The organism is Streptomyces sp. NPDC054887 (genome assembly GCF_053610585.1).
The window spans coordinates 1-22,007 of the sequence record NZ_JBSGYQ010000087.1 but is presented as its reverse complement, the minus strand read 5'-3'; the positions used below and the strand labels follow the sequence as shown (position 1 = coordinate 22,007).

Annotated in this window: 19 protein-coding genes and 1 other RNA gene; 18 read left to right on the top strand and 2 right to left on the bottom strand. The window is 71.2% G+C overall.

Annotated elements, in window-relative coordinates:
• Positions 1 to 145: 145 nt before the first annotated feature.
• On the bottom strand, positions 146 to 340 hold the full coding sequence (locus tag ACWGH0_RS31635) for a hypothetical protein (protein ID WP_453407707.1): 195 nt from the start codon (positions 338 to 340) through the stop codon (positions 146 to 148).
• 257 nt (positions 341 to 597) lie between these two features.
• Here ACWGH0_RS31635 and ftsE point away from each other — a divergent pair, with 257 nt between their 5' ends.
• The 5 genes from ftsE (at position 598) to ssrA (ending at position 4,418) form a co-directional block, all read left to right on the top strand.
• Positions 598 to 1,287, top strand: coding sequence for a cell division ATP-binding protein FtsE (gene ftsE, locus ACWGH0_RS31630; RefSeq protein ID WP_028815006.1), 690 nt, complete (start codon positions 598 to 600; stop codon positions 1,285 to 1,287).
• A gap of 9 nt (positions 1,288 to 1,296) precedes the next feature.
• Positions 1,297 to 2,214, top strand: coding sequence for a permease-like cell division protein FtsX (gene ftsX / locus ACWGH0_RS31625; protein ID WP_453407706.1), 918 nt, complete (start codon positions 1,297 to 1,299; stop codon positions 2,212 to 2,214).
• Positions 2,215 to 2,282: 68 nt separating this feature from the next.
• Positions 2,283 to 3,446 (top strand): S41 family peptidase, encoded by a 1,164-nt coding sequence (locus ACWGH0_RS31620; protein WP_453407705.1) that lies wholly within the window; start codon positions 2,283 to 2,285, stop codon positions 3,444 to 3,446.
• 18 nt (positions 3,447 to 3,464) lie between these two features.
• Entirely contained in the window at positions 3,465 to 3,950 is a 486-nt protein-coding gene (gene smpB / locus ACWGH0_RS31615; protein WP_138897258.1) for an SsrA-binding protein SmpB, read from the top strand.
• A gap of 97 nt (positions 3,951 to 4,047) precedes the next feature.
• Positions 4,048 to 4,418: a transfer-messenger RNA gene (gene ssrA, locus ACWGH0_RS31610) on the top strand.
• Positions 4,419 to 4,447: 29 nt separating this feature from the next.
• Here ssrA and ACWGH0_RS31605 read toward each other — a convergent pair.
• Positions 4,448 to 5,761 (bottom strand): MFS transporter, encoded by a 1,314-nt coding sequence (locus ACWGH0_RS31605; protein ID WP_453407704.1) that lies wholly within the window; start codon positions 5,759 to 5,761, stop codon positions 4,448 to 4,450.
• 83 nt (positions 5,762 to 5,844) lie between these two features.
• Between ACWGH0_RS31605 and ACWGH0_RS31600 the strand changes: the two genes are divergently transcribed.
• The 13 genes from ACWGH0_RS31600 to ACWGH0_RS31540 all read left to right on the top strand — a co-directional run bounded on the left by ACWGH0_RS31600 (position 5,845) and on the right by ACWGH0_RS31540 (position 21,878).
• The gene (locus tag ACWGH0_RS31600) at positions 5,845 to 6,810 is read left to right on the top strand and encodes a LysR family transcriptional regulator (RefSeq protein WP_453407703.1); all 966 of its coding nucleotides are present in this window, start codon (positions 5,845 to 5,847) and stop codon (positions 6,808 to 6,810) included.
• Between the two features lie 224 nt (positions 6,811 to 7,034).
• Positions 7,035 to 7,763 carry a hypothetical protein gene (locus tag ACWGH0_RS31595; RefSeq protein ID WP_453407702.1) on the top strand — a complete coding sequence of 243 codons (729 nt, stop codon included), beginning with the start codon at positions 7,035 to 7,037 and terminating at the stop codon, positions 7,761 to 7,763.
• 110 nt (positions 7,764 to 7,873) lie between these two features.
• Complete coding sequence (locus ACWGH0_RS31590; RefSeq protein ID WP_453407708.1) at positions 7,874 to 9,997, top strand: bifunctional polysaccharide deacetylase/glycosyltransferase family 2 protein; 2,124 nt, start codon at positions 7,874 to 7,876, stop codon at positions 9,995 to 9,997.
• Entirely contained in the window at positions 9,994 to 11,322 is a 1,329-nt protein-coding gene (locus ACWGH0_RS31585) for an acyltransferase family protein (protein ID WP_453407701.1), read from the top strand. The genes ACWGH0_RS31590 and ACWGH0_RS31585 overlap by 4 nt, the downstream gene beginning before the upstream one ends.
• Positions 11,323 to 11,428: 106 nt before the next feature.
• Complete coding sequence (locus ACWGH0_RS31580) at positions 11,429 to 12,760, top strand: MFS transporter (RefSeq protein WP_453407700.1); 1,332 nt, start codon at positions 11,429 to 11,431, stop codon at positions 12,758 to 12,760.
• A 119-nt stretch (positions 12,761 to 12,879) separates the two neighbouring features.
• Positions 12,880 to 14,031 (top strand): uroporphyrinogen-III synthase, encoded by a 1,152-nt coding sequence (locus ACWGH0_RS31575; RefSeq protein WP_453407699.1) that lies wholly within the window; start codon positions 12,880 to 12,882, stop codon positions 14,029 to 14,031.
• 452 nt (positions 14,032 to 14,483) lie between these two features.
• Positions 14,484 to 15,071 (top strand): CGNR zinc finger domain-containing protein, encoded by a 588-nt coding sequence (locus ACWGH0_RS31570; protein ID WP_453407698.1) that lies wholly within the window; start codon positions 14,484 to 14,486, stop codon positions 15,069 to 15,071.
• A 48-nt stretch (positions 15,072 to 15,119) separates the two neighbouring features.
• Positions 15,120 to 15,749 carry a sigma-70 family RNA polymerase sigma factor gene (locus ACWGH0_RS31565; protein ID WP_453407697.1) on the top strand — a complete coding sequence of 210 codons (630 nt, stop codon included), beginning with the start codon at positions 15,120 to 15,122 and terminating at the stop codon, positions 15,747 to 15,749.
• Positions 15,746 to 16,504: an anti-sigma factor family protein gene (locus tag ACWGH0_RS31560; RefSeq protein ID WP_453407696.1), complete on the top strand. Its 759-nt coding sequence runs from the start codon at positions 15,746 to 15,748 to the stop codon at positions 16,502 to 16,504. The genes ACWGH0_RS31565 and ACWGH0_RS31560 overlap by 4 nt, the downstream gene beginning before the upstream one ends.
• A 129-nt stretch (positions 16,505 to 16,633) precedes the next feature.
• Positions 16,634 to 19,048 (top strand): HelD family protein, encoded by a 2,415-nt coding sequence (locus ACWGH0_RS31555; RefSeq protein ID WP_453407695.1) that lies wholly within the window; start codon positions 16,634 to 16,636, stop codon positions 19,046 to 19,048.
• A 364-nt stretch (positions 19,049 to 19,412) separates the two neighbouring features.
• On the top strand, positions 19,413 to 20,846 hold the full coding sequence (locus ACWGH0_RS31550; RefSeq protein WP_453407694.1) for a malic enzyme-like NAD(P)-binding protein: 1,434 nt from the start codon (positions 19,413 to 19,415) through the stop codon (positions 20,844 to 20,846).
• 336 nt (positions 20,847 to 21,182) lie between these two features.
• On the top strand, positions 21,183 to 21,464 hold the full coding sequence (locus tag ACWGH0_RS31545; RefSeq protein ID WP_028815325.1) for an HU family DNA-binding protein: 282 nt from the start codon (positions 21,183 to 21,185) through the stop codon (positions 21,462 to 21,464).
• A gap of 252 nt (positions 21,465 to 21,716) precedes the next feature.
• A complete protein-coding gene (locus tag ACWGH0_RS31540) occupies positions 21,717 to 21,878 on the top strand; it encodes a hypothetical protein (protein ID WP_453407693.1) in 162 nt (53 codons plus the stop codon).
• Positions 21,879 to 22,007 lie beyond the last annotated feature (129 nt).

Genomic DNA, 22,007 nt, shown 5'->3' with positions numbered 1-22,007 from the left:
GGCCCCCGGGGTGGTCCCGGGCGTGTCGGGCCCCCACCCCGGTTTGGGGTGCCCCGGGGGCCCGGCCCCCCCGGCCCCCCTCCGGGCCCCTCTCATGTCTCCACCGGGCCCGCCAGGGGGCCGTGGAAGCCGGTACGGCGGGGTTTCAGGCGGTCTGGTGCACCAGCAGGGCCACCGCCGCCACCAGCAGGGCCACGAGCACCACCAGCGCCGCGGGGGTCAGCCCGGCCAGCGGGCCGCCCTCCTGCTGGAGCCTGGCCCGGTTCGCCCGGCAGACCGGGCAGCGGCCCTGGTTCACGGGCGCCGCGCAGTTCGCGCACACCAGTCGGTCATAGGTCATGCGCTTTCCTCCTCCCGCGCGGCGGAGCCGCCTTCAGGTGCTCTCCCGCCAACGCTCAGGGGAACGAGACTGTTCCCCCTCCCACTGTGCCAGCTCGTACGGGTTCCGGCGCGCCCCGCCGGGTTAAGGCCGTTCCGTTCCGGTCGCAAGGCATCACCGTTCCGTGATAAATCGCCCATCCCAGGACGCCGACTGCGCGCCCCTGCCCGCGTCGCGTATGGTCACGCTCACCTACTCCCGGCGACCGTGGTGCACCCGTGATCCGATTCGACAACGTCTCCAAGACCTACCCGAAGCAGAGCCGCCCCGCCCTCAGGGATGTATCCCTGGAGGTCGAGAAGGGCGAGTTCGTCTTCCTGGTGGGATCTTCGGGCTCCGGCAAGTCAACCTTCCTGCGGCTCCTGCTGCGTGAGGAGCGCGCCAGCCACGGCATGGTGCACGTCCTGGGCAAGGACCTCGCGCGCCTGTCCAACTGGAAGGTGCCGCAGATGCGGCGCCAGCTCGGCACCGTCTTCCAGGACTTCCGCCTTCTCCCCAACAAGACCGTCGGTGAGAACGTCGCGTTCGCGCAGGAAGTCATCGGCAAGTCGCGCGGAGAGATCCGCAAGTCCGTGCCCCAGGTGCTCGACCTCGTCGGCCTCGGCGGCAAGGAGGACCGGATGCCCGGTGAGCTCTCCGGTGGTGAGCAGCAGCGCGTGGCGATCGCGAGGGCGTTCGTCAACCGCCCGATGCTGCTGATCGCGGACGAGCCGACCGGCAACCTCGACCCGCAGACCTCCGTCGGCATCATGAAGCTGCTGGACCGCATCAACCGCACCGGCACCACTGTGGTGATGGCGACCCACGACCAGCAGATCGTCGACCAGATGCGCAAGCGCGTCATCGAACTCGAGGGTGGCCGCCTCGTGCGCGACCAGTCTCGCGGCGTCTACGGATACCAGCACTGAAAGGACGCCATGCGCGCCCAGTTCGTCCTGTCGGAGATCGGCGTCGGTCTCCGCCGGAACCTCACCATGACCTTCGCGGTGGTCATCTCGGTCGCCCTCTCCCTCGCCCTCTTCGGCGGGGCGCTGCTCATGCGCGAGCAGGTGAGCACGATGAAGGGCTACTGGTACGACAAGGTCAACGTCTCCATCTTCTTCTGCAACAAGAACGACGCCGAGACCATCCCCAGGTGTTCCAAGGGGGCGGTCACCACGGAGCAGAAGAAGGAGATCGAGACCGATCTCAAGAAGATGGAGATCGTCGACACCGTCACGTACGAGTCCGCCGACCAGGCGTTCAAGCACTACAAGGAGCAGTTCGGGGACACGTCGATGGCCGACACCATCACCCCGGACCAGATGCAGGAGTCGTACCGGGTCAAGCTCAAGGACCCGGAGAAGTACAAGGTGGTCGCCACCGCCTTCGAGGGCCGCGACGGCGTCCAGTCGGTCGAGGACCAACGCGGCATCCTGGACAACCTCTTCGAGCTGATGAACGGCATGAACGTGGCCGCGCTCTGCGTGATGGCCCTCATGCTCGTGATCGCGCTCATGCTGATCGTCAACACCGTGCGCGTCTCCGCCTTCAGCCGGCGGCGTGAGACGGGCATCATGCGGCTCGTCGGCGCGTCCAGCTTCTACATCCAGATGCCGTTCATCATGGAGGCCGCGTTCGCCGGCCTGATCGGCGGAGTGTTCGCCTGCGCCATGCTGCTCGTCGGGCGGTACTTCCTGATCGATCACGGCCTCGCGCTCGCCGACAAGCTGACGCTCGTCAACTTCATCGGCTGGGACGCGGTGCTGGCCAAGCTGCCGCTGGTGCTCGCGATCGCCCTGCTGATGCCCGCGCTGGCGGGCTTCGTGGCCCTGCGCAAGTACCTCAAGGTGTGACATGAGCCCCTGGCGCCGTACGGTCAACCGACCGTACGGCGCCCTTCGTTTGTCCTAGACTCGGCGCCATGTTGGGCCCTGAAGTCACCTTTCGTCCCCGCGGCGTCCGCCGCGGGGCGGCCCTGACACTGGTTTTCGCGACCGTGGTCGTCACCGCCGCCGTCACCGACTCCTGGCCGGGGGGTGACGAGAAGTCGCCGCCGCTGCCCGCCCGTTCCGTCGCGTCCGCGGCCGACAGGGCAGCGGTAGCCGACGCGGCGGCCGAGGCGATGGCCGACGGCAAGTCCGGCAAGGAGGCGGCCGAAGAGGTCGTCAGCCGCAGCGGCGACCGGTGGGGCGCGGTCTACGACCCGGCGGAGTACGAGGAGTTCGAGCAGGCGCTCGGCGGCGAGTACACGGGCGTCGGCCTCTGGGCCGAGCGGGCCGGCGACGGCCGCGTCGAGGTCTCCCGGGTACAGCGCGGCGGGCCCGCCGCACGGGCCGGCGTCCGGGCGGGCGACCGGCTGCGTACGGTCGACGGGCAGCCGGTGGAGGACCGCCCCGTCACCGAGGTCGTCCGGCTGCTGCGCGGCGAGACGGCCCGGGCCGGCAGCTCGGTGGTGCTCGGCCTCCAGCGCGGTGAGCGCCGCTGGAGCGAGCGGCTGCGGCGGGCGCGTCTGAGTACCGAGGCCGTCACCGTCGAGCGGCTCGCGGACGGCGCGACCCTGATCAAGGTGGCGTCCTTCACCAGGGGCTCGGGCGAGCGGGTGCGGGAAGCGGTCCGCGCCGTCCCCGAGGACCACGGCGTACTGCTGGACCTGCGGGGCAACGGCGGCGGGCTCGTCACCGAGGCCGTCTCCGCCGCCTCGGCCTTCCTCGACGGCGGGCTGGTGGCGACGTACGACGTGGACGGCGAGCAGCGCGCGCTGTACGCGAAGCCGGGCGGGGACACCGACCGGCCCGTCGTGGCGCTCGTCGACGGCGGGACCATGAGCGCGGCGGAGCTCGTCGCGGGGGCGCTCCAGGACCGCGGCCGGGCGGTCACCGTCGGGTCGCGGACCTTTGGGAAGGGCTCGGTGCAGATGCCGAGCCGCCTGCCGGACGGTTCCGTGGCCGAGCTGACCGTCGGGCACTACCGGACCCCGGCGGGCCACAGCGTCGACGGGCGGGGCATCAGCCCGGACCTCCCGGTGAGCGAGCGGGCCGAGGAGCGGGCCCGCACAGTATTGAGTGGCCTCGGGGGAGGGTCGTAGTGCGAAAATGGCCGCACTATGGCTAAGGAAAAAGGGCGCAAGCTGATCGCGCAGAACAAGAAGGCGCGGCACGACTACCTCATCATCGACACGTACGAGGCCGGCATGGTCCTGACCGGCACCGAGGTGAAGTCCCTGCGCCAGGGACGCGCCTCCCTGGTGGACGGCTTCGTCCAGCTCGACGGCGGCGAGGCGTGGCTGCACAACGTGCACGTACCGGAGTACTCGCAGGGGACCTGGACCAACCACTCCGCGCGGCGCAAGCGCAAGCTGCTGCTGAACCGGGCGGAGATCGACAAGCTGGAGAGCAAGACGTCCGAGTCGGGTCATACGATCGTGCCGCTCGCGATGTACTTCAAGGACGGCCGGGCCAAGATCGAGATCGCGCTGGCCAAGGGCAAGAAGGAGTACGACAAGCGGCAGACGCTGCGGGAGAAGCAGGACCTGCGGGAGACGAACCGGGCGATCTCGGCGGTCAAGCGCAGGGAGCGCGGGCAGCTCTGAGGGCGCGCCCCGGCCCGGCGGGAATAGGCTGGCACGGTCGTGGGTTGTTCACGTACGATGCACCTGTGCCTCTCGGGGCACTTTGAAAAAACAACATGGGGATGATCGGTTTCGACAGCGGATGTCGAGGCAGGGGAAGCGAGTCGAGGAAGCGGCAATGATCTCGTTAACCATATGTCGCAACCAATAATCGCCGATTCCAAGCGCGATTCCTTCGCCCTCGCTGCCTAAGTAGCGACCTAGCGAAGTGTCAGCCCGGGGGTGTTCCCGACCCGGATCCTGGCATCATCAAGGGAACTAAACCACTCGGTCCGGTCACGGGATCGGGTGGGAAATCAAACAGTGACTGAGCCCGTCGGAGACTTGTCCGTGTGATCTCCGGGGCCGAGAAAAGCGCAGCGGACTGCACTCGGAGAAGCCCTGGTTCTGCACCGTTGGACGCGGGTTCGATTCCCGCCATCTCCACAATTCCCATGTGAGGCCGAGGCCCCGCCGTCCTAGGACGGCGGGGCCTTCGTCGTACCCCGCAGCGTCGCGCACAGCAGCAGGGCCAGGGCCGCCGACGCCACCGGGGCCGTGTAGCCCACCGTCGGGGTGGCGTGTTCCGCCAGCCAGCCGCCGGCCGCCGAACCCGCGGCTATGCCGCCCAGGAGCGCGGTGACGGCCAGCGTCATGCCCTCGTTCAGGCGGGCCCCGGGGACCACGCCCTGGAGCAGGGTCATGCCCGTGACCATCGTGGGGGCGGTGGCCGCGCCCGCCAGCAGCAGCCCTCCGGCGACCGCCACCAGTGATCCGGTGGAGGCGGCGAGCAGGGGCAGGGACATCAGCACGGTCATCGCCGCGACGCACGCGGGCAGGAGGCGGCGCGGGTCGGCCGCCGGGCGCGCGGAGCCGTACAGCAGACCGGCCACGCACGATCCGGCCGCCTGGAGGGCGAGCACCGGGCCGGCCGCCGCGCCGTGGCCCAGGCCGTCGGCGAAGGCCAGGGTGACGACCTCCATGGACCCGAAGACGGCGCCGGTGGCGAGGAAGACCGCGAGCAGTGCGGGCATGCCGGGCAGGCGGAGCGGGGACCGGGTGTTCGCCGTACGGGGCGCCGTGGGCGGTTCCGTGGCGCGCTGGGCGGCGAAGACGACGACGCCGGTCATCATGAGCGCCGCCCCGGTCAGGGTGCCGGCCTCGGGGAAGAGCGCCGTGCACAGGAAGGCGGCGGCCACCGGGCCGAGCATGAAGCACAGCTCGTCGGCGGCCTGCTCGAAGGAGTTGGCCGTGTGCCGCGCCGCCGGATCGTCGCGGAACAGGTGGGCCCAGCGGGCGCGGGACATGCCGCCCGTGTTGGGCGTGGTGGCGGTGGCGGCGTACGCGGCGAAGAGCGTCCAGTCGGGTGCGTCGTAACGGACGCACAGCACCAGGGCGAGCGAGCCGAGGACGGCGACGGCGGTGGCGGGCACCGCGACGCGGGCCTGGCCGTGCCGGTCGACGAGCCGGGCCGTCCAGGGCGCCACGAGGGCGGTGACGAGGAGACCGGCCGCGGTGACGGCGCCCGCCAGGGCGTACGAGCCGCGCGAACCGGCGATCATCATGACCGCGCTCACGCTGAACATGCCCATGGGGAGGCGGGCGAGGAGGTTGCCCGCGGTGAACGCGCGGGCGCCGGGGACGGTGAACAGGCGGCGGTAGGGGGAGAAGCGGCCGGGCGGGCGGCGACGCGGCGGGCGGCGCGGCGCGTCCGGCCGGCCGGGGCGGTCGGCGGCGATCAGGACGTCGCCGGACACGGCCAGGAGAGGGGAGAAGGATTCTTGGACGGGCATGGATCAAGCTTCCGGGCGGGAGGCGCGGGCGGTCCAACACCTTGTGGGCGGCGATTGACGCACCCGCGTTGTAAATTCACGCCGTGCACCACGACATCGAACCCCGGCTCCTGCGCGCCTTCGAGGCGGTCGCCGAGGACCTCCACTTCACCCGCGCGGCGGCCAGGCTCTACACCGCCCAGCAGGCGCTGAGCCGCGACGTCCGGCGGCTGGAGCGGGAGCTGGGCTCCGAGTTGTTCGTACGGTCCACCCGGAGCGTGTCGCTCACGGCGGACGGTGAACGGCTCCTGCCGTACGCGCGGCGGGTCCTGGCGGCGTACGACGCGCTGGCGGCGGCCTGGACGCCGGACGAGCGTCCGCTGGTCGTCGACGTGGGGGCGCATGTCGGCACCGCGTACCAGGTGCTCCAGGCGGCGCGCTCGGCCGCGCCCGACGTCGAGTTCGTGGCCCGTTTCCACAGCGGGCTCACGGGGGCGGCGGCCGCGATCCTCGCGGGCCGGCTCGACGTGTCCTCGGGGCGCGTCGCCGGGATCGACCCCGCGCTGCTCGACCAGTTGGAGCACCGGCCCGTGCGGTTCGAGCGGATGGCCGTGCTGCTGGCCGACGACCACCCGCTGGCCGCGCTGGACGAGGTGCCGCTCGACGCCCTCGCGGGCGAGACCCTCTACGCGGCGGCGGGCAACCCGGCCACCGCCGAGTGGACCGACCTGGCGGAACGGCTCTTCGCCGGGCGGGGCATCGAGGTGGCCGCGCCGTTCCCCGAGATCGAGGGGGCCGAGGAGTTCGTGCGGTTCATCGGAAAGCGGCGCTGGTCCGTACTGGCGAGTACCGAATTCATCGCGGTGCCCGGCATGGAGCTGCGGCCGATCGTGGATCCCGTACCACTGTCGCCCATCTCACTTGTGTGGCGAAAAGGTCTCCGCCATAAGGGGCTTGATGTGCTAAATAGGTCGATTTCCGAGCTTGGCAAGCGGGGTGGATGGCTGGAAATGCCCCCCGGTGGCTGGCTGCCCGAAACCGATATGTCACTGATGCTCAACAACAGCTGACTCAGCGGCCCTCCTGCTGTCGGCGTGCGCTACATTCATCGCCTGGGTGCGGTGTGATAGGGGGCGCTCGGAGTGGGTGGGGGCCCGTTCCGTGCAACAGATGGATCAGGCAGGGCGTGCGCACCCCGGTCACTTCAGTGGGGGATGTGCGTACAACCGTGGACAATTGGCGAGACGATGCCCGATCCGGGCGTCCCCAAGACCCGATCCCGAGCGAGATCACGGTGCAGCTCGGCACCGTCCGGCTCGACGCCGAGGACCACCGTCCTGCGGAGGCCGTGGAGCTTCAGGAGGGCTCCGACGGCCCCGTCTTCGTCGACGCGAGCGGCCGCAGGAGCAAGAAGCTGCGCCGCATCGGCTGGGTTCTCGCCTTCGCCTGCGCCTGTTACGCCGTCACGCTGGTCGTCGCCCTCGCCGGGGGCAACTCCACGGCGCCGTTCCTCCAGATACCCGGGCTCGCCGACGACAAGAAGAAGACGGACACGGTCCGGATATCCCCGGCGCCCGAGGAGTCACTGCCCGGCGAGACGCCCGCGGTGACACCGGGCGCGACGACCTCCGCCTCGACGTCCGCCACCGAGCCGCCGTCCGCCGACGCGCCGGCGGGCGCCGGTGTCATGGCCCCGGAGCCCGGCGCGAGCTCCTCGAAGAGCGCCCGCACCCCCGAGGACAACCGTCCGCCCGAGGCCACCGGCGGCAGCGGCCCTGGCGCGGACCCGGCACCCGGCACCGATCCCGGCGCGGACCCGGCGCCCGGCACCGACCCCGACGAGGGCACGGACCCCGGTGAGACCGACCCCGGCACGGAGCCGGACCCCGGCACCGACCCCGGTACGGACCCGGACCCCGGCACCGACCCGGGCGAGACCGACCCCGGCACCGAGCCGGCAGACCCGCAGACGGACCCCGTCGCAGGCGGCACCACCAGTCAATTGGCCGCGAAAGGCACGTAGCACACATGGCATCACACGGCAGGCGCGCCAACCGCGCCCACCGCGCACAGCGCCCCGACGGGCCGCCGCGCGCGGCCCGCGGCCGGCGCACCGTCCGGCGACGCATACCCATGCGCTACCTGCTGCCCTCGCTCTTCCTGGTCGCGCTGCTCGCCATGCTGATGCTGCGCGGTTACGTCCACAGCGAGATCCTCGCGGACCACCGGGTGCGGCCCCCGGCCCCCGTCGACCGGGTCCCCGAGCACATCCTCAAGGGCGGCCCCGTCATCGACACGCGCGACGCGAAGTCGCCCAAGGCGCTCAGCGTCCCCGACCGCAAACTCGTGCTGACCTTCGACGACGGCCCGGACCCCGAGTGGACGCCGAAGGTCCTCGACAAGCTCAAGCAGTACGACGCCCACGGCGTCTTCTTCGTCACCGGCACGATGGCCTCGCGCCACCCCGACCTCGTCGAGCGCATGGTGGAGGAGGGGCACGAGATCGGGCTGCACACCTTCAACCACCCCGACCTCTCCTACCAGTCCACGGACCGCATCGACTGGGAGCTGTCCCAGAACCAGCTCGCCATCGCGGGCGCGGCCGGCATCCGGACCTCGCTCTTCCGTCCGCCGTACTCCTCGTTCTCCGACGCGCTCGACAACAAGTCGTGGCCGGTCACGCAGTACATCGGCAGCCGCGGCTACATCACGGCGTTCAACAACACCGACTCCGAGGACTGGAAGCGTCCCGGCGTCGAGGCGATCATCAAGCGCGCCACCCCGAAGGGCACCGACGGCTCGATCGTGCTGATGCACGACTCCGGCGGCGACCGCTCGCAGACGGTGGCGGCCCTCGAACGCTTCCTGCCGATGATGCAGGACCGCGGTTACGCCTTCACCAACCTCACCGAGGCCCTGGGCGCGCCGACCGCGCACACCCAGGTCACCGGCCCCGAGCTGTGGAAGGGCAGGGCCTGGGTCTACGCCGTGGCCGTCTCGGAGAAGACCACCAGCGTCCTTGTCGGGGGCCTCGCCGTGATCGGCGTCCTGGTCATGCTGCGCTTCGGCATGATGCTGCTGCTGTCCTTCCTGCACGCGCGCAAGGTCCGCAGCCGGGGCTTCAGCTGGGGGCCGGAGTACACCCGCCCCGTCTCGGTGCTGGTCCCCGCGTACAACGAACGCGAGTGCATCGCCAACACGGTCCGCTCGCTGATGTCCAGCGAGCATCCGATCGAGATCATCGTCATCGACGACGGCTCGACGGACGGCACCGCCGACATCGTCGAGGCGATGCGGCTGCCGAACGTACGCGTCGTGCGCCAGCAGAACGCGGGCAAGCCCGCCGCCCTGAACAACGGTCTCGCCAACGCCCGCTACGACATCGTCGTGATGATGGACGGCGACACCGTCTTCGAGCCCGCCACCGTCCGCGAACTGGTCCAGCCCTTCGGCGACCCGCGCGTCGGCGCCGTCGCGGGCAACGCCAAGGTCGGCAACCGCGATTCGCTGATCGGCGCCTGGCAGCACATCGAGTACGTGATGGGCTTCAACCTCGACCGGCGGATGTACGACCTGCTGGGCTGCATGCCGACGATCCCCGGAGCGGTCGGCGCCTTCCGCGCCGACGCCCTCCAGCGGTTCGGCGGCATGAGCGAGGACACCCTCGCCGAGGACACCGACGTCACCATGGCCCTGCACCGCGACGGCTGGCGGGTCGTGTACGCCGAGAAGGCGCGCGCCTGGACCGAGGCCCCGGAGAGCGTCCAGCAGCTGTGGTCGCAGCGTTACCGCTGGAGCTACGGCACGATGCAGGCGATCTGGAAGCACCGCCGGGCAGTGGTCGAGAGCGGCCCCTCGGGGCGCTTCGGCCGCGTGGGCCTTCCGCTCGTCTCCCTGTTCATGGTGCTGTTCCCGCTGCTCGCCCCGCTCATCGACGTGTTCCTGCTGTACGGCCTGGTCTTCGGCCCCACCCAGAAGACCGTCGTCGCCTGGCTCGGCGTGCTCGCCATCCAGGCGGTCTGCGCGGCGTACGCCTTCCGGCTCGACCGGGAGAAGATGACCCACCTGATCTCGCTGCCCCTCCAGCAGATCCTCTACCGGCAGCTGATGTACGTCGTGCTGCTCCAGTCCTGGATCACCGCGCTGACCGGCGGCCGGCTGCGCTGGCAGAAGCTGCGCCGCACCGGCGCGGTCGAGGCGCCGGGCTCCATCCCCGGCCAGCGACAGCGGAGCAACGAGAAGAGGCCCGTCGCATGACCTCCGGCACCACCCCCGGCCCCGCCCACGGCACGGAGCCGGCGTACGGCATCGATCCCGCCTACGCCACCGGCTACGGCGCACAGCCGGCGTACGGCACCGCCACCGGCGACACCGACGCGACCGCGCGGATGCCCCGCGCCCGGGTCGGGACGGAGCCGGCCGAGCCCGCCGCCGGGCCCGCGACCGCGGCGGCCCGTCCGGGCCGCGACCGGTACCTCGACGTGCTGCGGACCATCGCGCTCGTGCGCGTCGTCGTCTACCACATCTTCGGCTGGGCCTGGCTGACGATCCTCTTCCCTTCCATGGGCGTGATGTTCGCGCTGGCCGGGTCGCTCATGGCGCGTTCGCTGAAGCGGCCGGCCGCCGGCGTGATCCGGGGCCGCGTCCGGCGGCTGCTGCCGCCGATGTGGGCGTTCTCGCTCACCGTCGTACCGATCATGTTCTATTTCGGCTGGGAGCCGCTGAAGGAGGAGGGCGTCTGGTGGTTCCTGAAACTCGTGAACTACGTCTTCCCCGTCGGCGCGCCGCCGTTCCCCTGGCACAGCGGTGACAAGGCGGGGCTGCTGGAGGACACCTGGGCGGTCCAGGCCGCGGGTCCCCTCTGGTACATCCGCGCGTACCTCTGGTTCGTCATCGCGTCGCCCGTCCTCCTGTGGGCGTTCCGCAAGCTGCCGTGGGTGACGCTGCTCGCCCCGCTCGGCGTCACCGCCGTCATCGGCTCGGGTCTGTTCACGATCCCCGGCGAGTTCGGCAACGCCCTCACCGACTTCGCGGTCTACGGCTCCTGCTGGGTGCTCGGGTTCGCCCACAACGACGGCCTGTTCCAGAAGGTCCCGCGTTACATCTCGGTGTCCGTGTCGACGCTGATCATGGCGTTCGGCCTGTGGTGGGCCTCCTGGCACCTGACCGCGGACGGCTGGGACCTCAACGACATCCCGCTCGCCCAGGCGGCCTGGTCGTTCGGCTTCTGCGTGATCCTCCTCCAGTACTCCCCGGCCTGGAAGGAGCTGCCACCCCGGCTCAAGGGCTTCGACACGGTCATCACCCTGGCCAACAACCGGGCGGTGACGATCTACCTCTGGCACAACCTGCTGATCATGGCGACCATCCCGGTGATCGACCTGCTCTTCCAGATCCCGGGCGTCTGGCCGACGTACTCCGGTTACATCGAGAGCGCGTACACCACGCTGATGCTGATCGTCGTCTGGCCGCTGATCGGCTTGATGATCATGGCGGTCGGGTGGCTGGAGGACGTCGCCGCCCAGCGCAAGCCGCGTCTGTGGCCGAACGGCGCCCCCAAAAAGCGCTCACACCCGCGCTGACCGCCGGGTGAGAGCAAGGTTGCGCGCCGGTCACCTCACGGCACGGGCCTGAAATCCACTGTCCATAACGTCGCCTCCACGACCCGAGAACTCGTGGAGGCGCGTCATGGCAGGCCGGTGGATCGAACAGTGGGACCCCGAGGACGACACCTTCTGGAAGGAGTCAGGGGAGCGGATCGCCCGCCGCAACCTGATCTTCTCCGTGCTGTCCGAGCACATCGGCTTCTCCATCTGGACCCTGTGGTCCGTCATGGTGCTGTTCATGGGCCCGGAGTACGGCATCGACCCGGCGGGCAAGTTCTTCCTGATCGCCACCGCCACCCTCGTCGGGGCGGTCGTCCGGGTGCCGTACACCTTCGCCGTGGCCCGGTTCGGCGGCCGCAACTGGACCGTCTTCAGCGCGCTGATGCTGCTCCTGCCCACAGGCGCCGCGTTCGCGGTCATGGAGCCCGGCACCTCGTACACGACCTTCATGGTGGTCGCCGCGCTCACCGGCGTCGGCGGCGGCAACTTCGCCTCCTCCATGACGAACATCAACTCCTTCTTCCCGCTGCGGAAGAAGGGCTGGGCGCTGGGCCTGAACGCGGGCGGCGGCAACATCGGCGTCCCCGTGGTCCAGCTCATGGGCCTGCTGGTCATCGCCGTCGCCGGCGCCAACCAGCCCCGCCTCCTGCTGGGCATCTACCTCCCGCTCATCGTCCTCGCGGCCGTGTGCGCGGCCCGCTACATGGACAACCTGGCGCCCGTACGCAACGACACCGGGGCGGCGAAGGCGGCCGTGCGCGACCGGCACACCTGGATCATGGCCTTCCTGTACATCGGGACGTTCGGCTCCTTCATCGGTTACAGCTTCGCCTTCGGTCTGGTCCTCCAGACACAGTTCGGCCGTACGCCGCTCCAGGCGGCCTCGCTCACCTTCATCGGCCCGCTCCTCGGCTCGCTCATCCGCCCCCTCGGCGGCTCCCTCGCCGACCGTTTCGGCGGCGCGCGCATCACCCTGTGGAACTTCGCCGCGATGGCCGCCGCCACCTCGGTGGTCGTCTACGCCTCCACCACCAAGTCGCTGCCCGTCTTCCTGACCGGGTTCACCGCGCTCTTCGTCCTGTCCGGCCTCGGCAACGGGTCGACGTACAAGATGATCCCCGCGATCTTCCAGGCCAAGGCGCTGGCGAAGGGCATGGAGGGCGAGGAGGCGGCGGCCTACGGGCGGCGGCTGTCCGGGGCGTCCATGGGGCTGATCGGCGCGGTCGGCGCGCTGGGCGGGCTCGCGATCAACCTGGCCTTCCGCCAGTCGTTCCAGACGGCCGGCACGGGCACGGCGGCGTTCGCGGCCTTCCTGGCCTTCTACGCCGCGTGCTTCACGGTCACCTGGGCGGTATACCTTCGGCGTCCGGTGGCCGTTCCGGCGAAGCCGCAGCTCACGTATGCCGAGGTGTGAGGCGCGCAGGTCCGTAACGGCCGGGAAATACGGTGGAACCGAGCCTGTCACGTGTTGTTGACAGGCTCGGCCCTCCGCATCACCAGCACAGCGGTATGAGAGCCGGGTACGCCATGTCCGTGAACACCACCACCCCCGAACCGCAGCACGGTCCCCTCGCGGGCTTCACCGTGGGCGTCACCGCCGCCCGGCGCGCCGACGAGTTGGGCACCCTGCTGACGCGGCGCGGAGCCGCCGTCCTGCACGCGCCCGCACTGCGGATCGTCCCCCTGGCCGACGACAGCGAGCTGCTGGCCACCACCAAGCAGCTCATCGACGACGCACCCGACGTGGTGATCGCCACCACGGCGATCGGCTTCAGGGGCTGGGTGGAGGCGGCGGACGGCTGGGGCCTGGGCGAGGCGCTCCTCGCCCGCCTGGCGAACGTCGAACTCCTCGCCCGGGGCCCGAAGGTGAAGGGCGCGATCCGGGCGGCCGGCCTCACCGAGGAGTGGTCGCCCAGCTCCGAGTCCATGGCCGAGGTCCTGGACCGCCTGCTCGACGAGGGGGTGGCGGGCCGCCGTATCGCGATCCAGCTGCACGGCGAACCGCTGCCCGGATTCGTCGAGGCGCTGCGGGCCGGCGGCGGGGAGGTGGTGGGCGTGCCCGTCTACCGCTGGATGCCGCCGGAGGACATCGCACCGCTGGACCGCCTCATCGACGCGACGGTCTCCCGGGGCGTGAACGCCCTGGCCTTCACCAGCGCGCCCGCGGCGGCGTCGCTGATGTCCCGGGCCGAGGAGCGCGGCCTCCTGCCGGATCTCCTGGCGGCGCTCGGCCACGACGTACTGGCGGCCTGCGTCGGCCCGGTCACCGCCCTCCCACTCCAGGCGCGGGGCATCGACACGGTCCAGCCCGAACGCTACCGCCTGGGCCCCCTGGTCCAGCTGATGTGCCGCGAACTCCCGGGCCGCGCCCGCACCCTGCCGGTCGCCGGCCGCACCATGGAGATCCGCGGCCACGCGGTCGTGGTCGACGGCGAGCTGCGCCCCGTACCGCCCGCCGGAATGTCCCTGCTGCGGGCCCTGGTCCGGCGCCCCGGCTGGGTGGTCTCCCGCGCCGACCTCCTGCGCGCGCTCCCGGGCTCCGGCCGCGACGAGCACGCGGTGGAGACGGCGATGGCCCGCCTGCGCACGGCCCTGGGCGCGCCCAACCTGATCCAGACGGTGGTCAAACGCGGCTACCGCCTGGCCCTGGACCCAACGGCGGAAACGAAGTACGCGACCGAGTAGCACCCCGCTGCTCGCCGCCCGGAACGTCGCCGGGCGGGGACGTGCGGGGGCCGCTCCCCGCGGGGCACGGCCCCCGCCCCCGTAGCTCCGGGCCACCGGGCCCGCCTTGCCGCCCCGAGCGTCGTTGCGTTGCCGGGTGGGGACGTGCGGGGGCGCTCCCCGCAGGGTGTCGAACGCAACCCGGTGTACGGAGGCGCGGTGCCCGGACGTTCGGCACCCGAGGAGACGCCCCGGCGCGGCCCCGCCCCCGTAGCCCCGGGCCACCGGGCCGACCCTCCAGCCCCGGACCAGCAAGCCGCCCCCCACCCCGGCAGCAGCCCTTCCGGCGCCCCCCGCCGACAGGCACTCTGGGGTGCAACACCCACCACCGGTGACCCCAAGGCGGTGACAGGCGCATGACAGCCGACCCAGGCGCAGGCGCAGGCGCAGGCACAGGCACAGACGCGTGCGACATGCGGTTCGATTCCGGCCGAGTCTGCCTGGACCTGGTGGCGACGGGCGCGCACAGCACCGACCAGCTGAGCCACCCCGACCACCTCCGCACCTGGCTGGTCCGCGCGGGCCTCGTGCCCGCCGGCGCGCCACTGGACGCGGTGGACGACGCCTGGCTCCACCGCTTCACCCAAGTCCGCGCGTACGTCACGGAACTGGTGCACGCGGCCCTGACGGGCCGCCCCGCCCCCCAGGCCCTGCACCACGTCAACACGCTGGCCGCCACCCCGCCCCCCGGCGTAAGGGCCGAACGCACGAAAGGCGGCGCCTGGTTGAGGGCCCTCAGCGAGCCCCCCGCGTGCGCCCCGCTGCTCGCCGCGGTCGCCCGCGACGCGGTGGACCTGCTGACCGACCCCGCCGCCCGCGCCCTGCTGCGCCAGTGCGAGGCCGTCAACTGCCGCCGCCTGTACCTCGACACGTCCCGGGGCCGCCGCAGGCGCTGGTGCTCCAGCGAGGTGTGCGGCAACCGCGAACGGGTGGCGCGCCACCGCCGCCGGGCCACAACCGCCCAAGACCCCGCCCCCGCCCCGCCCCGGCCAACCGGCTGAAAACTTTTTCGGATCGCGTTGAGTCGATCGCCGAACCCCTGCGTAGTGATGGGGGAGGGAGCCACACAGGGTCTCGACCGGGAGGTTCGGGTGCGCGAGGATGCGGCCGTGGCAGATAGCCGTCAGCACAGAGCTCGACATCGCAGCGAGCGACCGCGCGCCGAAAAAGCGACCCCCGACGAGGAGTTGATGCGCGCGCTCTACCGAGAGCACGCGGGACCGCTGCTCGCGTACGTACTCCGTCTCGTCGCGGGCGACCGCCAGCGCGCGGAGGACGTCGTGCAGGAGACGCTCATTCGTGCCTGGAAGAACGCCGGTCAGCTCAACCGGGCGACCGGCTCTGTCCGCCCCTGGCTGGTGACGGTCGCGCGACGCATCGTCATCGACAACCATCGCAGCCGGCAGTCCCGGCCGCAGGAGGTCGATCCGTCACCGCTGGAGGTCATGCCCGCGGAGGACGAGATCGACAAGGCGTTGTGGCTGATGACGCTCTCCGACGCACTCGACGATTTGACTCCCGCCCACCGGGAAGCACTTGTCGAGACGTACTTCAGAGGGCGTACCGTCAATGAGGCGGCCGAAGTGCTCGGCATACCCAGTGGCACCGTCAGGTCCCGGGTCTTCTACGCACTGCGCTCCATGAAACTCGCACTGGAGGAACGAGGGGTGTCGGCATGACGACGTACGACCGGCATTCCGAGCACGACGCCGTGGGCGCCTATGTACTCGGCATCCTGGACGACGCGGACGCCACCGCCTTCGAGGCCCACCTGGCCTACTGCGAGTACTGCGCGGCCCAGCTCGACGACCTCGCGGGCATGGAGCCGATGATGGCGGCCCTGGCCGAGTCCCCGGGCCCGCCCCCGCGCCTGACCGAGCCGAGCCCGCAGCTCCTCACCCGGCTCACGGACGAGGTCGCGGCGGGCAGGGCCCGGCGTCGCCGCCGCGGGCTGTACCTGGTGGCGGCGGCCGCCGCGCTGGTGATCGGCGGTCCCACGATCGCGGTGGTGGCGATGTCCGGCGGCGACGACGGGGGCCGCCACGTCGCGGGCGAGCCGCACCCGACGAGCCCCGCCGAGGACGCCTTCTTCAACCACATGGAGGAGAAGATCGTCGCGACCGACGCCGCCACGAAGGTCAGCGCGACGGTCGGCATGGAGAAGAAGGCGTGGGGCACCCACACCGTCCTGGAGCTCAAGAACGTCAAGGGCCCGCTGAAGTGCAGCCTGATCGCGGTCTCGAAGGACGGCGAGGAGGAGACGGTGACGAGCTGGGCCGTCCCGAAGTGGGGCTACGGCATCCCGGACAGCACGCACAAGATGGCCAAGAACCCGCTGTACGTCCACGGCGGGGCGGCGATGAACCGTAGCGAGATCGATCATTTCGAGGTCCGTACGTTCGACGGAAAGCGCCTCGTCGAGGTGGAAGCCTGACGGCGGGAGGCCCCCGCCCCGGATGAATCCGAGCAGATCACCATAATTTCCCGCTTCTGACAGGTGCGGTCGCCGCCCACCGTCGCGTACGGTTGACGGCTGCCCGCAGCACGTCAGAAGGGGGCCTCGGTGGCCGCGCAGGATGCCGCTGTCGATTCCGTGAACTCCGTCGCCGACTCCTCCTCGCAGGAGTCGGCACGGAGCCGCGAGATCGGTGTGGAACAGGATCATCTGGATCAGGTGTACCGCCGTCTGGAGGAGAAGATCCACGAGGCGGAATTCCTCATGAACGACGCCGCCAAGCGCGGCCAGGTCGGTACCCCGGGCGCGCTCGCCGAGCGGGACGCGCAGGTCTTCCGTGCCGGAATCCACCTCAACCGGCTCAACAACGAGTTCGAGGACTTCCTCTTCGGGCGCATCGACCTGCTCCGGGGCAAGGACGGGGAGAAGGGCCCGGACGGCGCGTTCACCTCGGTGGAGCCGGCCGACGACGCGGTACGCCCCGACCTCACCGCGGAGATCGCCGAGACCCTGCACATCGGGCGCATCGGCGTACTGGACTCCGACTACAGCCCGCTGGTCATCGACTGGCGCGCGCCCGCCGCCGCGCCGTTCTACCGCTCCACGCCCAAGGACCCGGGCCGGGTCGTACGCCGCCGGGTCATCCGGTCCAAGGGCCGCAAGGTCCTGGGCGTCGAGGACGACCTGATGCGCCCGGAGCTCACCGCGACCCTCGAAGGCGCCGCCCTGCCCGTCATCGGCGACGGCGCGCTCATGGCGGCCCTGGGGCAGGCGCGCAGCCACACCATGCGCGACATCGTGTCGTCGATCCAGGCCGAGCAGGACCTGGTCATCCGCGCCCCCGCCGCCTCCGTCACGGAGGTCTCCGGCGGTCCGGGCACCGGCAAGACCGCCGTGGCGCTGCACCGCGCCGCGTACCTGCTCTACCAGAACCGGCGGAAGTACGCGGGCGGCATCCTCATCGTCTCCCCGACGCCGCTGCTCGTCGCGTACACCGAGGGCGTGCTGCCTTCGCTCGGCGAAGAGGGCCAGGTCGCGATCCGCGCGGTGGGCTCACTGGTCGACGGCGCGGAGGCATCGACGTACGACGAACCGAACATCGCCCGCATCAAGGGCTCCTCGCGCATGCTCAAGGTGCTGCGCAACGCGGCGCGCGGTGCCCTGGACGCGCCGCCCGCCCCGGCGGCCCCCGCCGAGGAGGGCCAGCTGTCCTTCGGCGAGGAGGAGAACGAACCGGCGGAGACCCAGACCCCCACCCGCCTGCGAGTAGTGGCCTTCGGCCAGCGCGTGGAGCTGGACGCCGACGACCTGAACCGCATCCGGCACAACGTCCTCAGCGGCACAGCCCCCGTCAACCTGCTCCGTCCCCGCGCCCGCAAGCTGCTCCTGGACGCTCTGTGGTCCAAGTCCAGCGGCCGGGGCAGATACACCGACCAGGAGCTGATCGCCGAACTCCGCTCCGGCTTCGACGACGACATCTCGACCGAGCCCGAGTTCATCGAGTTCCTCGACGCCTGGTGGCCCGAGCTCACCCCGCGCCGGGTGCTCGCCGCCATGGCCGACGACCGGCGCCTGGGCCGCTGGGCCCGCCGCGTACTCAACCCGCGCGAGACCCGCCAGCTGGCCCGCTCCCTGCGCCGCCTGGACGCGGACGGGAAGGGGCCGCTGTCCGTGCACGACGTGGCGCTCCTCGACGAGCTCAACACGCTGCTCGGCACCCCCGCCCGGCCCCGGAAGAAGCGCGAGTACGACCCGCTCGACCAGCTCAGCGGCCTGGAGGAGCTGATGCCGCAGCGCGAGGAGACGCAGTGGGAGCGGGCTGAGCGGCTCGCACAGGAGCGGACCGAGTACGCGCACGTGATCGTCGACGAGGCGCAGGACCTCACGCCCATGCAGTGGCGGATGGTCGGCCGCCGCAGCCGGCACGCCACCTGGACGATCGTCGGTGACGCGGCCCAGTCCTCGTGGACGGACCCGGACGAGGCGGCCGCGGCCCGCGACGAGGCCCTGGGGGCCCGTCCGCGCCGCCGCTTCACCCTCACGGTGAACTACCGCAACCCGGCGGAGATCGCGGCCCTCGCGGCCAGGGTGCTGGAGCGGGCCATGCCCGGGATGGAGTCGCCCGCCGCCGTGCGCTCCACGGGCGTGGAGCCGCGTTTCACCGCCGTACGGGACGCACCGGGCGCCGACCTCGCCGCCACCGCCCGCGAGGAGGCCCGGCGCCTCCTGGACCGCGTGGACGGCACGGTCGGCGTAGTGGTCGCGATGAACCGGCGGGCGCAGGCCCGCAAGTGGCTCGCGCCGCTCGGCGACCGGGTCGTGGCGCTCGGCAGCCTGGAGGCGAAGGGCCTGGAGTACGACGCGACGGTCGTCGTGTCGCCGGCCGAGATCGCGGAGGAGTCACCGGCCGGCCTGCGGGTGCTGTACGTGGCGCTGACGCGCGCGACGCAGCAGCTCACGGTCGTCTCGGGGGAACGCGACAGGCCCGACGCGGACGGGGTCCCGGCCCTGCTCCAGGACTGAACGCGGGTCGATCCGTCACGGGGGAATCACTTGCCGGGGTGGTTTGTTAGCCTGGGGGTGGCACCGGCTCGATCCAAGCCCCCGGGCCCAACCTTCGTCGCTTCGAGCGACCACTTGCCGCGAGGCGAGCATGGCGGGTCGGTGCCACCTAGTACGTACATACAAGAAGAGGTCCGCGGCACCCTCGGGTACCGCGGGCCTCTTCTGTTTCACCTGCGGTTCTCGTATGGTGGAAAACACTTTCCGAAAACTAAATGACCGCATTACCTGCTACCCGCAGGTAGGTGCGACCATCGGAAGGCGCCGCCGGGCAACAGTCGCGGCGGCGTAGCAATGAAGCTAGGGAAAGCAGAGGAAGTCGGCCATGGCAACGGCGCCCAGCGTCTCGTACTCGATGACGGTCCGACTGGAGGTCCCCGCCAGCGGGACCGCGGTCAGCCAGCTCACCACGGCAGTCGAGTCCCACGGCGGGTCCGTGACCGGCCTCGACGTGACCGCCTCCGGCCACGAGAAGCTGCGGATCGACGTCACCATCGCGGCCAGCTCGACCGCCCACGCCGACGAGATCGTCGAGGGCCTGCGCGGCATCGAGGGCGTCACCCTGGGCAAGGTCTCCGACCGTACGTTCCTGATGCACCTCGGCGGCAAGATCGAGATGGCGTCCAAGCACCCCATCCGCAACCGTGACGACCTCTCCATGATCTACACGCCGGGCGTGGCCCGCGTGTGCATGGCGATCGCCGAGAACCCCGAGGACGCCCGCCGCCTGACCATCAAGCGCAACTCCGTCGCGGTGGTGACGGACGGCTCCGCCGTGCTGGGCCTGGGCAACATCGGCCCGATGGCCGCGCTGCCCGTCATGGAGGGCAAGGCGGCCCTCTTCAAGCGCTTCGCCGGCATCGACGCGTGGCCGATCTGCCTGGACACCCAGGACACCGACGAGATCGTCGCGATCGTCAAGGCCATGGCCCCCGGCTTCGCGGGCATCAACCTGGAGGACATCTCCGCGCCCCGCTGCTTCGAGATCGAGGCGCGGCTGCGCGAGGCCCTCGACATCCCCGTCTTCCACGACGACCAGCACGGCACGGCGATCGTGGTCCTCGCCTCGCTGACGAACGCGCTCCGCGTGGTCGGCAAGTCGATCGGCGACGTACGGGTCGTCATGTCCGGTGCCGGCGCGGCCGGCACCGCCATCCTCAAGCTCCTGATCGCCGCCGGCGTCAAGCACGCGGTCGTCGCCGACATCCACGGCGTGGTGCACGCGGCCCGCGAGGACCTGGTCGACGCCGCGCCCGAGTCGCCGCTGCGCTGGATCGCCGACAACACCAACCCGGAGGGCGTCACCGGCACCCTCAAGGAGGCCGTGGTCGACGCGGACGTGTTCATCGGCGTCTCGGCCCCCAACGTCCTGAACGGCGACGACGTCGCCGCGATGGCGGACGGCGCGATCGTCTTCGCGCTCGCGAATCCGGACCCCGAGGTCGAGCCCGCAATCGCCCGTCAGACGGCGGCCGTTGTGGCCACGGGCCGCTCCGACTTCCCGAACCAGATCAACAACGTGCTGGTCTTCCCCGGTGTCTTCCGCGGCCTCCTGGACGCCCAGTCCCGGACCGTCAACACGGAGATGATGCTGGCCGCCGCCGCCGCCCTCGCCGACGTCGTCACCGAGGACGAGCTGAACGCGAACTACATCATCCCGTCGGTCTTCAACGACAAGGTGGCCGGCGCGGTCGCCGGCGCCGTGCGCACGGCGGCGAAGGCCGTGGGCTCCGCTGTGACGGGTTCCACGTCCGCCTGACGTTTCCCGGCGGCCCGGGTGGATCACCCGGCGCGTCGCGGGTCGCAGGGCCTCTCGGCCCCCTCTAGGGTGGCGGGCAATGAGCCCGCAGGGCCCGTGCAGAGCCCTGCGGTCCGCTTCCGGCAGCGGACGGAGCGTCACCACTTCGAGGCTGTGGCGCTTTTCGTGTGACTCCGGAGGGTGCCGGATTGGCTTTCCCGCCGCTGGTGGGGGCAGGATGCGTATTTGGGCGCGAGGGTCTGACGACAGACCCGGGTCCGGGGACTGTCCGAGGGCCCTGGCAGCATCGGCTTCGATCTCACGCCTTACAGGCAAGAAGAACACGGGAGTACAAACATGAACCGCAGTGAGCTGGTGGCCGCCCTGGCCGACCGCGCCGACGTGACCCGCAAGGACGCCGACGCCGTGCTGGCCGCGCTCGCCGAGACCGTCGGCGAGATTGTCGCCAAGGGCGACGAGAAGGTCACCATCCCCGGCTTCCTGACCTTCGAGCGCACCCACCGTGCCGCTCGCACCGCTCGTAACCCGCAGACCGGCGACCCGATCCAGATCCCGGCCGGCTACAGCGTGAAGGTCTCCGCGGGCTCCAAGCTCAAGGAAGCCGCCAAGGGCAAGTAGCACCCAGGGCAGACCCGAAGGGGGCGGTCATCCGGAACACGCCGGGTGGCCGCCCCCTTCGGCGTACCTGCCCCGCCGGTGGAGGGCCGCGAGGGGGCCGGGCGTCCCTCGGGTCCGGGCGGGTCGCCGTACCGCCGCAGAGGGCCGCACACGGGTTCCGGCCGCGGTGGGGAAACGAGGACGTTCGACAGGTTTACGTGCCGGAGAACTGGTAAGGCGCGCGTTCGCCGACTCACCGACCCTGGAGAAACCGTGCGCGAATCACACCCGGTCCGACCGAGCCGCTCCCTCCTCGTCGTGGGCGCAGCCCTTCTGACGGCGACGCTCGCCGCCAGCCTCGGCTCGGCGCCGGACTCCTCCGGCGACGACGGCCGGGCGGCGAAGAGCGCCTCGGCGCCGGCCCAGGAGGACTGACGGCCCCGTACGCGCCGAAGGGGCGGCCGCCCGGTGGATTACGGACGGCCGCCCCTTCGGCGGGGCAGTGGAGCCTCAGACGTGCGCGGCGCCGGGCAGCTAGACCGTGGCGCCGAGTTCGAAGAGGGT

Coding starts and splice junctions, on each gene's coding strand:
- ACWGH0_RS31635 (WP_453407707.1), bottom strand. CDS start 340: ATGACCTATGACCGACTGGTGTGCGCGAACTGCGCGGCGCCCGTGAAC.
- ftsX (WP_453407706.1), top strand. CDS start 1,297: ATGCGCGCCCAGTTCGTCCTGTCGGAGATCGGCGTCGGTCTCCGCCGG.
- ACWGH0_RS31620 (WP_453407705.1), top strand. CDS start 2,283: ATGTTGGGCCCTGAAGTCACCTTTCGTCCCCGCGGCGTCCGCCGCGGG.
- smpB (WP_138897258.1), top strand. CDS start 3,465: ATGGCTAAGGAAAAAGGGCGCAAGCTGATCGCGCAGAACAAGAAGGCG.
- ACWGH0_RS31605 (WP_453407704.1), bottom strand. CDS start 5,761: ATGCCCGTCCAAGAATCCTTCTCCCCTCTCCTGGCCGTGTCCGGCGAC.
- ACWGH0_RS31590 (WP_453407708.1), top strand. CDS start 7,874: ATGCGCTACCTGCTGCCCTCGCTCTTCCTGGTCGCGCTGCTCGCCATG.
- ACWGH0_RS31585 (WP_453407701.1), top strand. CDS start 9,994: ATGACCTCCGGCACCACCCCCGGCCCCGCCCACGGCACGGAGCCGGCG.
- ACWGH0_RS31580 (WP_453407700.1), top strand. CDS start 11,429: ATGGCAGGCCGGTGGATCGAACAGTGGGACCCCGAGGACGACACCTTC.
- ACWGH0_RS31570 (WP_453407698.1), top strand. CDS start 14,484: ATGCGGTTCGATTCCGGCCGAGTCTGCCTGGACCTGGTGGCGACGGGC.
- ACWGH0_RS31565 (WP_453407697.1), top strand. CDS start 15,120: ATGGGGGAGGGAGCCACACAGGGTCTCGACCGGGAGGTTCGGGTGCGC.
- ACWGH0_RS31560 (WP_453407696.1), top strand. CDS start 15,746: ATGACGACGTACGACCGGCATTCCGAGCACGACGCCGTGGGCGCCTAT.
- ACWGH0_RS31550 (WP_453407694.1), top strand. CDS start 19,413: ATGGCAACGGCGCCCAGCGTCTCGTACTCGATGACGGTCCGACTGGAG.
- ACWGH0_RS31545 (WP_028815325.1), top strand. CDS start 21,183: ATGAACCGCAGTGAGCTGGTGGCCGCCCTGGCCGACCGCGCCGACGTG.